This window comes from Paenibacillus sp. NPDC056933, from assembly GCF_042674385.1.
Classification (GTDB): domain Bacteria; phylum Bacillota; class Bacilli; order Paenibacillales; family Paenibacillaceae; genus Paenibacillus.
Genome location: NZ_JBHUQN010000001.1, coordinates 2,811,414 through 2,826,808, shown reverse-complemented (window position 1 = coordinate 2,826,808; position 15,395 = coordinate 2,811,414). Strand labels below are relative to the sequence as shown.

Sequence of the window (15,395 nt, the reverse complement as noted above, 5' to 3'; positions counted from 1 at the left end):
CTGTGATTCCAATGTTCATCAAAGAGACAAATGGTTGCAGTATCGCATCCTCCGCAATGGGTCCTCTCTCGCCGAACGGTTACCAGAAACACGGTTAACGTTGGGATTACCTGACCATTCATAAAAAAGAATATCTGAACAGCCCATAGTATAGAGGTCCGATCATGATAACTAATGTTATTAACATCCAAACTCTCCTCGTTACAATCGGTAATTCCTCCAGGATTTCGTTACCTTCGTAGTCCTTTAGAAGCATCGTAAATGATATATCCCATAGAAAAGCTGACACAGTAACAAATTTCCAGACAGTGGGATTAAGAATAGTGGTATCCGTAAGGTATGGAGAGTTTTAATGCTGCTGCATACTCGGATTAAGTGACTAACTCCCATTATGACATCTATCATTCATCCAACATCTTTAATGTTTAACTAAATCATAATTTAGACTAAGACGCATAACTAATCCCCCGGTAGAGATTCACCGGGGGATTAGTTATGCAGATAGGTTACACTAATCAGAACAAGTTCTTTACCATTTCGGCAATCGGAGCAGAACTTACGTGAAATTATGGAATGATTATCGTATGAGCCGTAATTATGACATTGGGAAAAGGAACACATATTTAGAAAAAGTTATTCAGTATCTGTTCGATCTCACCTGGATTTGTGATTTCAGGACCGAAAACAGCTCTAGGTTGCTTACTGTTATTCCAAGGCTCCAACGTACAAGCATCATGAATATTTACTATTTTCCATGTCAGTACATTGTCAAAAGTTGTTCCTGTATTCTGTCCATGAATATGATTGATCCAGATTGGTTCTTTGATATTAATGAATTCCCTGGGAACCTTAAATGCATCGCGCCAACTATAACGGGCCGCTTGTTCTCTCAAATACTCATTCACATTGACAAGTGTTACACCGTAGCTGGGAAGCCAGAAAAAAAATTTACCCAGTCGGTTTTGTACCGAGTCGTAGATGTAACCGTATTGCGGTACCAGGGCTACCGTGTCTTTTTGGGGTTTATAGGCATGCAGCTTTTTTATAAAATCTTTGTGGTACATATCGTCACTGGACAGATAGACGCGGTACAAATATTTGAACTCTTCAATATCTTGGATGACATGAGCTTGGTAGTCTATAGGTGTAACAAAACAGATATTGGAAGGAAGGGGAGGATATTTTTTTAGGGCCCCTTGTATGAGCTTCTCAGACTTCGGATCATACAGCACGTAGCAGGTAAACTCCTGAGAAGATTGAAGGAGCAGGCTCTTGAGTGCATATTTCATGAATAGATCTATTCTGTATTCTATCCAGCGCTTGGTCAGTCGATCCGCTGTCGCTCCCCAGTTATTAAAGAGCATTTCTACAATAATCTTTTTTTCCTTAGACATTCTCTTAGCCCTCCTTTGACGTTCAGGGATGGTCTACGTATTAACCTGTGCCTCCTCGTTTGCCCTGAATCTATCAAGAACGCCCTTGGTCAGATCATGAATTCCCTTAATACTTGTTCAATCTCGTCTCCACTCAGCCGGTCTTTAGGTGGAACCTTTTTGACCGAGGTGTTACTGGAATGAACAACATTGATATAATTGCGTGGAGGCAGCAACTCATGTGGCAGATCAATGACATTTCCATGGGTGCCTCTCCCCGGTAATTTGACGCGGTATCCTGAGGCGTATTGCTCCGTTTTATACAGATACACATAGAATTGCGGTGAACGATGAAACGTCGGTGCCATCTCATTATTGACGCTGTCCCACAGATACCCATTCTGGTTGATTAGTGCCATCGTCTCTGTCTTTGGCTGCACGTTATATAGCTGCTGAACAAACGTTCTATGGTACAGGTCATCCGAATCCAGTCTGGCAATGTAAATGTCTTCATGTCCTTCCGCAAAGGCAAGTATGGCACGAACGCTCTCGATATGCGTTCCGAAACGGATATTGGCCGGCAAAGGTTCCTGCTCTGCCAAAATTTCCTGCATCAACTCTCCAGATTCCTTCGAGAGCTTCACTACGGTCAGGAAATCCTGATTCGTCTGCGCCTTGAGGCAGTTCAGCGTAAACCTGCGAAAAATGTCCATTCTTCGCTCCAGCCATTCTCTTGTCAGACGCAGCGGGTCAAAACCATAGTTGTTGAAATTAATCTCGATCACGACTTTTCTTGTCATAATTTCGCCTCCTCATAAAATCTATCATCTGTGGTGTGGCAAGGACAACTTTCAGAAAACAGACAAGTCATGACGTTGAATCTCTAAACCTCGCAATCCATGCCCGTCTCAACGAGCTTACTGTCTTCATCCAATTCTGCCGACTCTATAATGTATGAGTAACTAAGCAAGACGTAACGGACACTTGAACTGATCTTGATAGAGTATAAGATGAATATCCCACCAAAAGTGTAGACAGTGTGTAAAAAGTCCACTAAAGGTTTCAACTTTACGGCATCCAATACGAAATGGTTTACCGATGTGACCTACCCTCCATTCGATCTTGCTGATCAGATTTACGAGAAAAATTTTGCATAAGCTCTTACTGTTTGGTGCAATGTAGTGATGCAGGGATTTTAAAGATTTGATCACTACATGGAGGGATCGTTTTGGCTAAGAGCAAACAGCAACAAGAAGCACATGGAATAGGACAGATCGAGCAGCAGCTGAACAATCAGATGGAGACTGCCGCAGAAATTCAGGGACAATCGAAACTCGACCAAGAAATAAAAAAGGCCACTCACAGTCATATGGATCAATCGAATGAGCTTTCAGAATAAGGAGAATTCTCATGAACAAACAAAGAGCGATTGAAATTTCTGAATCGGCCATTATGAAAAATGTAACTTACAACGATAACCCTATCTTTATCCAGCATGTCAATGAGGATGAAACAGCTCGGATCTATCTGATCGGAAACTCGGAGCAGGAATTAACAGTTCCTTTATCCAGTCTGACTGAACATCCTTAGAATAAGGCGGATGAGGAGCACTCCCACCTTTTATAGTGCAGCCGTAAAACTTTTTGCCTACAATCATGACCACCCGTCCAACGGGTGGTTTGCTCTTGGGATATAACCCCTTGTTGCCAAACTGCGCCTAAAGACGCTAGCCTGGCGTGAGCATCAAATAGACCCCACCTAGTTTAGGATGGGACCAGTGTAAGATGAATACAGATTAGTGCATACGACAGGTGTCCGGAAGCTGAGGAGACCATGGCATGAACGCTGTTAATGCTTCCGGCTCTTGCAAGTCAGTCAGCTGTGGCAACTCCTCAAACAGGTACAGCATACATCTGCCGCACATGCTGTACCACCTTGACCTGCGGTGGTACCACCGCGATCTCACGACGAGTCTCCGTCGTCATTTCATGTAGCGCCCGCTGCAGCAGCCGCAGATTTGCTCGCCTTCGTCAAGGGCATACGTCACGGTTTCGACAGGTAGCTTCGAGAGATCCGTTTCACGCTTGCCACTCGTTTTCCGGCGCTCGTAATTAATCTGTTCGTTCTCCGGCTCAGGCTCAGCGGTCACTTCCGCTTCGTTAAACAGATTCAACTCCAGTTGATCTGGGTGCGTCTTCTCGCTGGAAGCACCGAAACGCTTCTTCTGAGCAAGCCGGAACTGTTCTTCGTACCAGTTGAGTTGGCCGACAATTCGGCATTTTGTTTCTCCAGCTGAGCATTTTGCTGCTGGAATTGTTCCAGGGTAAGGGATTCCGGTTCCGTTTTCATAATAAACATGTCGCTTGCTAAGTTCGTCCCCACATGAAGTTCCCAATCACCAAAATCGAAGAGGTCCTTTCAATCCAGCAAGGACCTCTTCAAAGGTGTTACAGTCATTTTCCTCATCAAGGTCTACTTCTGAACCAAAGCTGATAAGTCCCCTGTAAAAACCAGTTCCTCGTTGTTATTGAAAGTCGAAAACCTCACTGTAACGAGTCCTGTGTCATTTTTCTCTTTTACTTCAATAACTTCAACATGGGCATTCAATATGTCTCCTGGATATACTGGTTTAATAAATTTGATATTATTGAATGCGGTTCCAGCAATTACATCATCGCCATAGCTGCCTGTTTCAATCCATAGTTTAAATGTAACAGCTAAGGTATGAACCCCAGAAGCAATGATCCCATTAAAGCGTCCCTTTTTTGCTTTATCTTCATCCAAATGCATATATTGCGGGTCAAACTCGGATGCAAATCTCATAATGTCCTCTTTACTCATTTCTAAGAACTTTGTTTTAAAGGTCTGTCCAACAAAAAAATCATTGAATTTCATAAATAAAAACTCCCTTACTGAAGATTATGGGTTGAGTGAATATGTTTCTTAAATTTTCAATGGTTAAGATCGCTGAAACTATTTTTATGATTCATTAATTAATATTTATATCTCAATTATAACACCTAATCATAGTACTTGGTACTAACTTATGATTAGAAAAATTCTCACGAAACTGCAGTACCAGTTTTGTGAGAAATTGTCCGCTTATATTGTGTTTTCATTCAAAACCATGTTCTTAAAGATTTAAAGTCATCAAAATGCTGCTCCTTCAAAAGAGAAAAAATGAATCTTCTGATAGAAAACCTGCATGGTCACCCTTCTCTAATGATCCTATACATCAACCCTTTCTGAGTTAAAAGAAGGATCAGACTGAGCATGTTGAGGTGTGTGACGCGAGATGTTCTTAACTAGTAGGAAGTAAGTCAGAATCGCAATGATACTGGTAAGTAATAAAGTGAGTCCTAACGGGACGGCAGTGTCTTCCCCTGCGATACCGACCAGAGGAGCGACCAACGCACCTAAAAGAAAAGGAACAACTCCGAGTAATGCTGCTGCACTTCCAGCCATCTTAGCTTGACTCTCCATGGCAAGTGGAAATGCCGCAGTAGAAGTAATGCCTATAGAGCAAACAAAGAAGAACAATGGAATGACTAAAGCGAACAGCGGGCCATGAACTGCAGTTACCACCAAGGCCGCCACGCTTGCCACTAAAGCAAGCCACAGTCCAGATAATAGGAGGGTCTGCTCAGGGATACGTTGTGACAACCGACCCACGATTTGGGAACCGATGATCAAACTTATCCCGTTCGAAGCAAACAATATAGCAAATACAGTTGGTGTGACTCCATAGATATTTTGGTAAATAAATGGTGTTCCTGCTACATATGCAAAGACCCCAGCCGTCATGATTCCCTGTGACAGCATGTAGCCAACAAACTTGCGGTCACGTAAAAGCTTTCTGTAACTCCCCAACTGGTATTTGAAGTTGGGAGTCACACGTCGTTCAGGTGGATTTGTCTCCTTTAAACCCCATTTTGTCATTATTAATAAGAAAATCCCCAAACAAGCAAGTGAGATAAACACACCAATCCATGTCGTGAATGAAAGAATGCCACTTCCTGCGATCGGTGCTGCCAAAGGCCCCAAATTCCCTACAAGCAGAAGCAAAGAGAAAAATTTAGTGAGTTCATGTCCACTGTATAGGTCCCTAGCTATCGCGCGAGAAATGACAATCCCTGCTGAAGCCGAAAATCCTTGAGTGAAACGAAACAAAATCAATAGCCCGATATTAGGAGCATAAGCGCACGCCACGGAACAAATAATATAGGCTGTCATGGAGATTAACAACGGTTTACGTCTACCATAAGCATCACTCAAAGGACCCATAACCAGTTGTCCCATACCTAGTCCTAATAAACAGGCAGTCAGACTAAACTGAACAAGTGACGCGTTTGTATTGAAATTTTCTGCAATCTCAGGAAAAGCCGGTAAATACATATCAATAGTAAATGGGCCTAATGTTGAAAATAAACCCAGCAACAACGCCAGGCCAAATACATTCCAATTATTGCTCTTTATCATTGTTGATTAAATCTCCAATTCATTACATAATTTAATTTATTTGAATGTAGACCCCAGTCAATATGCACATTGCCACAATAACTTCAGTACTGAAAGACATATGCGATTTCTACTAAAAGTGTGTACCTTGAGCGATAGGTGAATTCCAGACTTTCCCCTCCTTTTGAACTTACTTTCAATAAAGTATATTCCCATAAACTTAGCCTGAGCATTTACATTTTAGTTCTCACTCTACAAGCCTATTCGAAGTATAAGACATAGAGTTAACTGTATGTCAAATCATTTATTTAACGCAGGCTAATAAGAATTTATCAACCCTCTTGGAATCGACACTTCATTTCGTTTATCGATGAGATATTTCACCAGTCTTGCCGAAACCTCTCCAATTCCACTCGATGCACCCGCAACATAACCTCCCTGACAGCCTCGATGAACGAATGGATGTTTGGTGAAATCCATTTGTCTTTATGCCACAGCATCTGAGTATACACGTACAAATCCGTGGTACCTGCCTAATCGGTAATCGGTCCCTGTTCTTGTCCCTCAACAACACTATCGACGTTTAAACAGAAACAGACTAGTTCATGTTAATTTCCCACCTGGAGAAACACACATTCCATTGTTCCTACATGGAATTACGTATCTATATAAGTTATTTTTTCACTTTACGTTTGGGTTTCGTCAGGTCAAAACTATGTTTTACCATATCGTGAAGATCATCCTCCGGAAGGTTTCCATCCAGGATGATTGTATTCCAATGTTCTTTACTCATATGATATCCGGGCTTAACTTCTTCAAATGCGTTTCGAAGGAAATCAGAGCGATCAGGATCACATTTCAAGTTAACGCAAAGATGATCATCTTTTTCAAATATTAACGCAAAGATCTTCTCGTTTCCTTTGTGGCGTATGGCTGTCCAACCCTCTCCAAAAGGATGATCCTCATATGAGACTGGATAAGACAAACAGTATTCTACGATTTCGTCTAATTTCATTTTGGTCTTCTCCTATCTGTTAAGTTATTCATGATTGTTGTTTTGCTTGTACCATGCTGCAATTTCTTCCATCCTTTGTTTAATTTTAGATTCAGATCCCTGTGTTGTTGGATGATAATATTCGCGTCCGATCAGGGACTCTGGCATGGTCTGCATCCTTGTTAGCTTTTCTTCTGTGTCATGGGCATACTGATACCCTTTGCCATAATTCAGCTCTTTCATAAGCTTCGTTGGAGCGTTCCGAAGTTGCAAAGGAACAGGCTCACTCATGGAATGTAAGGCGTCTTTTTTCGCATAACGGTAGGCCAAGTAAGCTGAATTTGATTTGGGAGCCAGGGTCAGATAAATAACGGCTTGTGTTAGATGAACATCACACTCAGGCATCCCTATAAATTGACATGCCTGGAATACCGAAACAGTGATTTCCAATGCCCTATTGTCTGCCAAACCCACGTCCTCACTTGCAAACCTGACTAGCCTACGAGCGATAAATAAAGGATCTTCACCTGATTCCAACATTCGAGACAACCAATAAATAGATGCATTCACATCACTATTTCGCATGGATTTATGCAATGCTGAAATGATATTGTAGTGTTCTTCTCCATCTTTGTCGTACAATAGTGATTTTCGATGAATAATTTGAAGCAGCCCTTCTTTGCTAATTTCAATAGCTTCACCTTGTTTCTCTCCATTTAGCACAGCCATTTCTAAGGTGTTTAATGCCACCCTGGCATCGCCATTTGAATATTCTGCAATAGCAGATAGTACGCCGTCTTCAAAACCGATCTTTTGATCTCCGTATCCTTTAGGATCCAAAATCGCTTTTTCTAACAACTCAACAATATCTTCACTGCTTAATTGATGAAGGACAAATACTTTGCTCCGAGATAGTAAGGCTGAGTTAACTTCAAACGATGGATTTTCGGTTGTCGCGCCGATGAGAATAATGCTTCCTTTTTCCACATACGGAAGAAAAGCATCCTGTTGTGCTTTATTGAAGCGATGAATTTCATCGATGAATAGGAGGGTTTTCTCCCCTAATTGCCTGTTTCCCTCAGCTTCCTTCATTACATTTCGGATATCTTTAATACCGCTAGTTACAGCACTAAAATCAATAAACTTAGACTTGGTTTGATTGGCAATGATTTTAGCTAGCGTTGTTTTGCCAACACCTGGAGGACCCCAAAATATCATAGAAGACACTTGATCATTTTTAATCATATCTTGCAGAACTTTTCCAGGGCCAAGTAAATGTTTTTGGCCCATAAAGTCTTCCAACGATTGAGGACGCACACGATTAGCCAATGGTCGATCATGTTCATTATCAAATAATGTTCCTTGTATCACTGTATCACTCCCTTTTGTAGAACAAATGTGTTCCCTTAAAACTCTATAATGGTTAAACCAAGTCCTTTTGATGTGTTCCCCAACCATGTACTTTCGGCATGATAAGAATAGATACCACCTCGAAAAATTCAATTTAAGGGGAATGATTATACATAAATCAAAGGTTCTGCTTTCGGAATTCTACAGGAGTGTAGCCAGTTTCCCGTTTGAAAAATTTACTAAAGTGAGTAGTTTCCTGAAAGTTAAGCCTTTCTGCAATGTCGCTAATCAAGTAATCTGTATGCATTAATAAACGCTTAGCTTCAAGACTTATTCGAGCAGAAATAAAAGCTTTAGCACTTATTCCTACAGCTGCGACTGTAACCCGTGTTAAAGTTTTTTCTGTGCAATTTAAAAGGGCAGCATAGTCACTAACATGATTTAATTGGGCATAATTTTTCTCCACTAATTCTTGAAATTTCAAAAACTTTTTTGAGACCTGAGAAGTAGAAGGAAATTTTTTTTGCTTATGAATAATGTTGAGCCAAGTTACGAATGCATAAAGCTGATAGCGTAACAACATATGAACATCCTCTTTGGCTCCTTGAATTATAGAGTCTTGAATCATTTGCTCTATTAATGTGATCGCTCGATGCAGCTCTGCATTATTTAAAGTTAAATGATTAGGCGTTCTTTCGATATCCATCATAAAATTCAGTTCATTCATCGTAAGTGAAGTAGGAAGAAGAAATTCTTCGCGGAATAGAATAACCCATCCTTCCCAGTTCTCATCGTGTCCAAAATTATGGACTTGTCCAGGTGTTACTGCTATCAATGTTCCTTCCTTACAAGGGATGGGCTCAAAATCGATCCATTGAGTACACGTTCCTTCGGTGATACAAATGAGCATATAAAATTCATAACGATAAGTGATTTGCATACGATCCTCTGGAGTTCGCTTTTTGAGAGAAGATACACTGAAAATCTCCAGATCGTATGGATGAGAAAACACGGGTTTATATTTAAGAGGCCTTATATTATTTTCCTGTTTGAATGGATGAACGATTACACGAACCTCCTTTAAGAGTATTTGTAAAATCAAAATGTCCGTAAAGTGTCAATTATTTTCGCGTTTTTGCCTTCATTGAATCTGTTAAATGACCTAAAATGATCATATCATAATATGGGGACGAAACAAAACCGGTAATAATGTGCGTAGAAAGTGATTGATCCGATTGCTCTTGAATTTATTTGAGTATCAGCACCCAAAATAAGGGAGGGTAACATGCAGGTTAATAGCATAACAGCAAAAAAAATCTTAACTGAAATGAAAGGAGATTCCACTGTTGGTTTCACACATTCGTTAAATCCTTATAGTGGTTGTGCTTTTGGATGTAGGTATTGCTACGTTAGAGAAATGCCCATCCAAAGGTACAGCGATACTCCCTGGGGAGAATGGGTAAGCATCAAAACAAATGCTGCCGTTAATTACAGGAATGAAGTGGTAAGTCTCCGTCGAAGAAATAAACCCATTAATCTCTTTATGTCTACTGCAACAGATCCCTATCAGCCACTGGAACGGAAGACGGAGTTAACACGCTCTATTTTGGAGGAAATGGTCCAACACCCTCCAGATTTCCTTCAGATACAAACACGAAGTCCTCTTGTTGTAAGGGATCTTAATTTATTACTTGAACTAAATCAAAAATGTGAGGTCCTTGTCTCCATGACTATAGAAACAGATCGGGAAGATATGAAAAGCTTGTTCGCTCCCCATGCTCCGGGGATTAAGTTGCGTTTGAAGGCATTAAAAGAAGTGAATAACGTGGGCATCGCTACCCAAGCTTCTATTTCGCCGGTACTTCCATTCACTCCAGATTTCCCTAAAGCACTGGAGTACATCGTTGATCGCATCTACATCGACACCCTTAACATTGGAGATGGAACAAGGGGGAAACGTTCCGAGCGCTTAGGCATGCCATTTTTATTTAAAGAGAACGAGTTGTCTGGATGGTATCAATTGGATATTCATCTTAGAGTCGAAAAGTATTTTAAAAAGTTTTTTCCGGGAAAAATGATTTTCATTTCTTCCGATATGGTTTATCCCTTAAAAGGAAAAGTATTGTGAATAGGCGGGTCCTGTCCTACTTTTAAGGTATAGGAAGATAAAGGAGAATGAACAGTTGAATTTTACAGAAAATGATTTTGAAACAGCAAACTTAAACCGACCAAGTGCGTGATCCCTGGTTGTTAGTGGTTGCCCTGTTCTTCCGAAGTGTACTTTTTGCCTATTTGCTAGTTTGGCGTTTGTCTTCTTGTAATGCAAATAGGTAAGAAGTGATTAACACGACATGTTCCCTATCCTCTCGTCCAAGAATGGAACTGAACAATTAAAAAACTAGACAATAAGGAGGAAGGATGGTTATATAAGTACAAATATAAATTCGATCAAGGAGTCGTGAACTAATGAGTATAGTAAAATTACCGAAAGCTGCGGTCTTTGGTGCTGCAAATGGTGTGATGTTCATGACTTTTTTTGGGGCTCTTTGGGCATCCATTGGTATTATTGGTTCACATGGACTTGGAGATCCTTGGTCCCTTGTTCTTTCAGGTATTGTGACATTAATCTTACTTAGCGGAGCGATATCTCTTTTTGGTAAAGCTCGTAATATGAACCATGCTGCAACACCAGAAGAGATAGAACAGAGGAGAAACATAAATCGAAAATTTGGTTGGGTCTTTGGTCTGGAAGGGCTTGCTATCTTTATCGCAAGTGTAATATGTAACATGATTAATTATTTTGAAGTCTTTTTTCCTGTCATGGCAATCATTGTCGGTATCCACTTTTTTCCTTTAGCTCGATTGTTTCGAGAAAATTTTTATTATGGTACAGGTATAACACTCTGTATTTTAGGCGTGATTACTTTCTTCTTACCAATAAATGCTACTGTTAACCATGTATCCCTGATTGCGACATCTACTTTTATCGGTTTCAGTTCGGCTCTGACCCTATGGGTGACTGGTCTAAGAATTTGGACTGCTATGATTAAACAATTGAAACAAATATAAAAATGAAAGAGGTTTGAAGTGAACTCCCGATCGTGATCACACCTAACAAAAACTTCAATTTTTCTTTTCTGTGTGCTCTTCTCCCTCGAAGAAAAACTTATGCTCCCCTTGACCGCCCGGCCGTCTACTTAACTTTTGACAGTTAAGGGACAGCCGGGTAGGAAAAATTGTAAACTTCAGTTAGACATTTATCTTAGCAGGGCCTTGCTTTGAGACGAACTAGAATGGCTCTCTCCAATGACCAAGCACTTCCTCCAGTAAAGCATCTACTGTTCAGCCTCGCCTGCATAAAGATTCCCGTGACGAACTCATGCTGCCTTGTCAAATGCTGTAGCTCCGTATACGTTTCATCCTTGGTCCGATGCGGCGTACTTCCTCGCGTCCGGCTCGAATCCTGCTGCTCCATTGGACGGGTCCAGCTCCATGTAGCTGGTTCCGCGATTATCGGTCAGCACGAGCATACGCGAGCCGACGACGGGGACGCGGTCGGCCCTGGTGCGCATGTGTGCAGAGACGACACGAGGAGCACCGTCGACGATGTAACCTACCTCGACCGTGAATATTGGGAGATCGAAGAGCCAGCTGTTCTCGAAGCTCACGGCGGTTAGCGTCCCGGTGAATAACGAGCCCTCAATGCGGAGGCGCTCGATGTCAGCCTGACGTCGCCGGGCATGGGCGATTGAGCCGAGCAACCGCAGGAGCGCAATGGTGGCCCAGAGGGCAAAACTGGCCCCGACGACAGCGCCAAGCTCTGGCGGGATCGTCGGCGACGTCGCGATGGCCTCGAGGTCAAAGGATCGCGACGGATCACTTGTCAGCATCCACAGCAGCAGGACTCCCGCGGCTGCGACGAACCCTCCTGTGACCGCGAGCGACGCAAACAGGCCAGCGACCCTGATCTGTCCGAACTGCTCGATCGCTCGCGAGTACAGTGTGACGGTCGCAGTGATCGCGACGTACAGCAGCACCACAGCGACGCTCACCGTGACCGGATGACCGAGGAGCATGCTGATCGACGTTGTCGGCGCTAGGCCGAGCAGGGCGCCGAACGGCACGGAGCCTGTCAGAGCCCACAGTGCAGCGGCTGCGAGCAACCACGGCAGCAGCGGAGCCGCGCGTCCGACGCGACGTCCCGGCCGGAGCTCCGTCATCCGTCCGCCCTTGTCCATGGTGGAGAATAGTGGCAGCGTCTCGATGTGCTCCTGCTGCCCGTACTTCTGCTGACCCTCCGCAGCATCCCTCATCGGCATGGCCCTCCAGAGGGAGTCCCCGCGGAACGGCCGGGTCGATCAACTATTTTTCGTTCGCATTGACGCTGAGAATATTTAGCCATACACACCTTCACATCCATAATTTTTTAGCTATATCATACCAGATATTTACACTACATCCCACTGTCAAATGCCCTTCTTAGTTAACGAAGATAAGCACTTACAAAACGCGTTATGCCCTATTTCTCTGTTCTCGGAATCGTAAATAAACCGCATCTTCATATGCCCCAATCCTGGTTGTGGTGCAGCACAACTGGCGAAACCATTCTGCAACATTTCCATCTGCTTTGCCCCTGGTGACAGCTACGTTGGTATCGCCTCGAATTGTTCGAATCCACTCGTTTCATGATCAATGTCTCCTCGCCTGGCCCTGTTTTTTCGATTATCCTTGAAAAAGGCTACTCTGCATCAATATTTTGACATCCTATATACGGGCCACAGTACCAACCTCAAAATCTTGCTGCCCCAAAAAGCCAATACGGTCGTTCCGGTCCATGAGCTACGCTTATTCTGGCTGTACTGATCGTTGATAATATAGGTCCGGGTGGAAGCAGGGCTTTTCAGACCGAGCTTTTCCCACTCCGCTGGATCGTTTGAACCTCCAAGTCTTAGAAGCATATTCGTAGACTCCTTATTGATGTTAGCTGGAATTTTCTCGTAGGCCTGGGTGATTTGCGTATGGAATTCGTCGATTGGATTTCGGCTGGCAATGCTTTCCAAGTGGATGCTTTCGCGAAGGTAAGAAACGTATGCCAGATGTTCAGCCCAGAACTCGTCGATATAGAAAAGCCGTACCCGCTGCTCCGAAGGGCTCATCGGCTGCTCGCCTTTCAAAACTCGGAGCCGCTCCGCGTATAGAATTCGCCTCTGATCCTCCACCATATCCGAATAACTGTTCAGTTCCTGGTGGATATCGAAGTTTTGGCCCATAATAACGCGCTGAATATGCTCGATTTTACTGCGGAGCAACGACTCCTCGAGAGCCCCATCCTGCCTAGGAGTGCGAACCGCTTTATGGATGCCAAACTGAAGCATCAACTCGTCTTCCAAGCTTACGAAAAATACGGAAGCTCCCGGGTCACCCTGGCGGCCGGCACGCCCGCGCAGCTGGTCGTCAATCCTCACGCTTTCGTTCACATGCGTACCCATCACGTATAATCCTCCCAGCTTGGCGACTACTTCTGCCTGCTCGCGGTTGCCACCGCCGAGCCGAATGTCGACTCCCCGTCCTGCCATATTCGTAGACACCGTTACGGCACCGATTTCTCCCGCTTTAGCAATGATTTCGGCTTCTTTTACGTCGTTTTTCGCATTCAGAACATGGCAATGTACGTTGGCGCTCGCCAGCGCTTCCGCCAGCTTGTCTGACTCCTCGACGCTAGACGTACCTATGAGAATCGGACGTCCCATCGCATGGACAGACGAAATTTCTTGTACAAGCGCCTTAAGTTTGGCTTCTTTATGGGTGTAAATCCGATGCGGGTGGTCGATCCGTATGTTTGGCTGGTTCGGCGGAATTGGCACGACCTGCAGCGCATAGATATTTTCGAATTCCATTGCTGAAGCGTGCGCCGTAGCCGTCATTCCGCAAATTCCCGGATACAGGCTAATGAAGTGTTGGATGGTAATCGTCCCGAGAATTTTGCCGCCTGCCTTCCACTGTAGCCCTTCTTTGGCAACAAGCGCATTTTGCAGCCCGTCCGGCAAATACCTGTTCTCCGCCACGCGGCCAGTATATTCATCAATTAACTCGATTTTACCGTCTCGGACGATGTAATCGACATCTTTCTTTAATAACGTTTCCACATGCAGCGCGCAATTTAATGACGTTAACAAATGACTATTATGGCTATCGTACAAATTGCCGCATCCGAGCAGCGACTCCACCTTCGCAGCGCCTGCTTCATTCAAGTAAACGTTCCGCTGGAACTCGTCGAATTCGTAATGCTCTACTTGTTCGAGCTGCCGAGCCACTTCTGCGAAACGAATGTCGTCGCTCTTGGAAGAGCCCGATTCTCCGCTAATGACTAGCGGTACCCGCGCTTCGTCGAGAAGCAGTGAATCCGCTTCGTCAACGATGACATAGTGGAAAGGACGATGCACCATATCAGCTTCGTTTAGTGCAATCGTGTCGCGCAAATAATCAAAGCCCGCTTCTTTAGCTGTCACATAGGTTATATCCTTGGCGTACGCTTCCTGTTTCTCGAACAGGCTCATACCCGCTTGCACCGAATTTACGCTTAACCCGAGAAAACGATAGATCGGGCCCATCCACTCGGCATCTCGATTTGCCAAATAATCGTTAAAAGTCAGCACATGAACGCCTTGGCCGGTCAGCGCATTTAGATATGCAGGCATTACAGCAGAGAGTGTTTTTCCTTCACCCGTATGCTGCTCGATCAAAATCCTCTCATGCAGAGCGATGGCAGCCATGATCTGCACATCGTAAGGCTGTAATCCGAGTTTTCTCTTCGCTGCCTCGCACACCAACGCATAGGCATCGACAAGCAGCTCATCCAAAGGCGTGCCCCTTTTTGCTTCATCTTTCAGGCGGAGAGATTTCTCTTGAAGCCGCTGATCATCCCAAGTCTCCAAATTCCGATTCCTGATGAGTTCCACTTTGTCTCGATAGCTTTTCAACTGCTGACGGATATCGCGGTCTTTGAATTCTCGCATCAACTTGCCAACTAAATTCATTGGTTTGATCCCTCCTCTGTAGAAATGCCCGATTCTATAGTTATGAAAACCGCATTAATAAATCACACTAGCCACTAGCGAGTGCAGTACATCTTTCGATCGTTGTTTCCCCAATTCCCTTTTTCAGACGGGAAACCCGGTGATAGGTTTATACTTCAATGAAGCTTTCTTACAAAAAGCTTG

Annotated in this window: 13 protein-coding genes and 1 pseudogene; 4 read left to right on the top strand and 10 right to left on the bottom strand. The window is 43.7% G+C overall.

The window, feature by feature from the left end:
• Positions 1 to 623: 623 nt before the first annotated feature.
• Positions 624 to 1,394, bottom strand: coding sequence for a hypothetical protein (locus ACFTRD_RS12580; protein ID WP_379380245.1), 771 nt, complete (start codon positions 1,392 to 1,394; stop codon positions 624 to 626).
• Positions 1,395 to 1,483: 89 nt separating this feature from the next.
• Positions 1,484 to 2,173 carry a glycosyltransferase gene (locus ACFTRD_RS12575; protein ID WP_379380243.1) on the bottom strand — a complete coding sequence of 230 codons (690 nt, stop codon included), beginning with the start codon at positions 2,171 to 2,173 and terminating at the stop codon, positions 1,484 to 1,486.
• Positions 2,174 to 2,601: 428 nt separating this feature from the next.
• Between ACFTRD_RS12575 and ACFTRD_RS12570 the strand changes: the two genes are divergently transcribed.
• Both ACFTRD_RS12570 and ACFTRD_RS12565 read left to right on the top strand, forming a co-directional pair.
• Positions 2,602 to 2,772: a hypothetical protein gene (locus ACFTRD_RS12570; RefSeq protein ID WP_192267798.1), complete on the top strand. Its 171-nt coding sequence runs from the start codon at positions 2,602 to 2,604 to the stop codon at positions 2,770 to 2,772.
• An 11-nt stretch (positions 2,773 to 2,783) separates the two neighbouring features.
• The gene (locus ACFTRD_RS12565) at positions 2,784 to 2,963 is read left to right on the top strand and encodes an H-type small acid-soluble spore protein (protein WP_379380240.1); all 180 of its coding nucleotides are present in this window, start codon (positions 2,784 to 2,786) and stop codon (positions 2,961 to 2,963) included.
• Between the two features lie 314 nt (positions 2,964 to 3,277).
• On the opposite strand, the pseudogene ACFTRD_RS12555 reads toward ACFTRD_RS12565, so the two are convergent.
• The 6 genes and pseudogenes from ACFTRD_RS12555 to ACFTRD_RS12530 all read right to left on the bottom strand — a co-directional run.
• Positions 3,278 to 3,722: pseudogene (locus ACFTRD_RS12555) on the bottom strand (transposase domain-containing protein); the annotation flags it as partial.
• Positions 3,723 to 3,845: 123 nt separating this feature from the next.
• Positions 3,846 to 4,268, bottom strand: a complete 423-nt coding sequence (locus ACFTRD_RS12550) for a MaoC family dehydratase (protein WP_379380234.1) — start codon at positions 4,266 to 4,268, stop codon at positions 3,846 to 3,848.
• 333 nt (positions 4,269 to 4,601) lie between these two features.
• Positions 4,602 to 5,852, bottom strand: coding sequence for a multidrug effflux MFS transporter (locus ACFTRD_RS12545; RefSeq protein WP_379380232.1), 1,251 nt, complete (start codon positions 5,850 to 5,852; stop codon positions 4,602 to 4,604).
• 652 nt (positions 5,853 to 6,504) lie between these two features.
• Positions 6,505 to 6,846, bottom strand: coding sequence for an MmcQ/YjbR family DNA-binding protein (locus ACFTRD_RS12540; protein ID WP_379380230.1), 342 nt, complete (start codon positions 6,844 to 6,846; stop codon positions 6,505 to 6,507).
• A gap of 24 nt (positions 6,847 to 6,870) precedes the next feature.
• The gene (locus ACFTRD_RS12535) at positions 6,871 to 8,196 is read right to left on the bottom strand and encodes a replication-associated recombination protein A (protein WP_379380228.1); all 1,326 of its coding nucleotides are present in this window, start codon (positions 8,194 to 8,196) and stop codon (positions 6,871 to 6,873) included.
• A 157-nt stretch (positions 8,197 to 8,353) separates the two neighbouring features.
• Positions 8,354 to 9,115, bottom strand: a complete 762-nt coding sequence (locus tag ACFTRD_RS12530; protein WP_379380226.1) for an AraC family transcriptional regulator — start codon at positions 9,113 to 9,115, stop codon at positions 8,354 to 8,356.
• Between the two features lie 345 nt (positions 9,116 to 9,460).
• On the opposite strand from ACFTRD_RS12530, the gene ACFTRD_RS12525 reads away from it, so the two are divergent.
• Together ACFTRD_RS12525 and ACFTRD_RS12520 are read left to right on the top strand one after the other, a co-directional pair.
• Positions 9,461 to 10,303 carry an SPL family radical SAM protein gene (locus tag ACFTRD_RS12525; RefSeq protein WP_379380224.1) on the top strand — a complete coding sequence of 281 codons (843 nt, stop codon included), beginning with the start codon at positions 9,461 to 9,463 and terminating at the stop codon, positions 10,301 to 10,303.
• 338 nt (positions 10,304 to 10,641) lie between these two features.
• Complete coding sequence (locus ACFTRD_RS12520) at positions 10,642 to 11,244, top strand: hypothetical protein (RefSeq protein WP_379380222.1); 603 nt, start codon at positions 10,642 to 10,644, stop codon at positions 11,242 to 11,244.
• A gap of 347 nt (positions 11,245 to 11,591) precedes the next feature.
• Here the strand turns inward: ACFTRD_RS12520 and ACFTRD_RS12515 are convergent, their stop codons facing one another.
• Both ACFTRD_RS12515 and ACFTRD_RS12510 read right to left on the bottom strand, forming a co-directional pair.
• Positions 11,592 to 12,488 carry a hypothetical protein gene (locus tag ACFTRD_RS12515; RefSeq protein WP_379380220.1) on the bottom strand — a complete coding sequence of 299 codons (897 nt, stop codon included), beginning with the start codon at positions 12,486 to 12,488 and terminating at the stop codon, positions 11,592 to 11,594.
• 435 nt (positions 12,489 to 12,923) lie between these two features.
• Entirely contained in the window at positions 12,924 to 15,212 is a 2,289-nt protein-coding gene (locus ACFTRD_RS12510) for a preprotein translocase subunit SecA (RefSeq protein WP_379380218.1), read from the bottom strand.
• Positions 15,213 to 15,395: the final 183 nt, after the last annotated feature.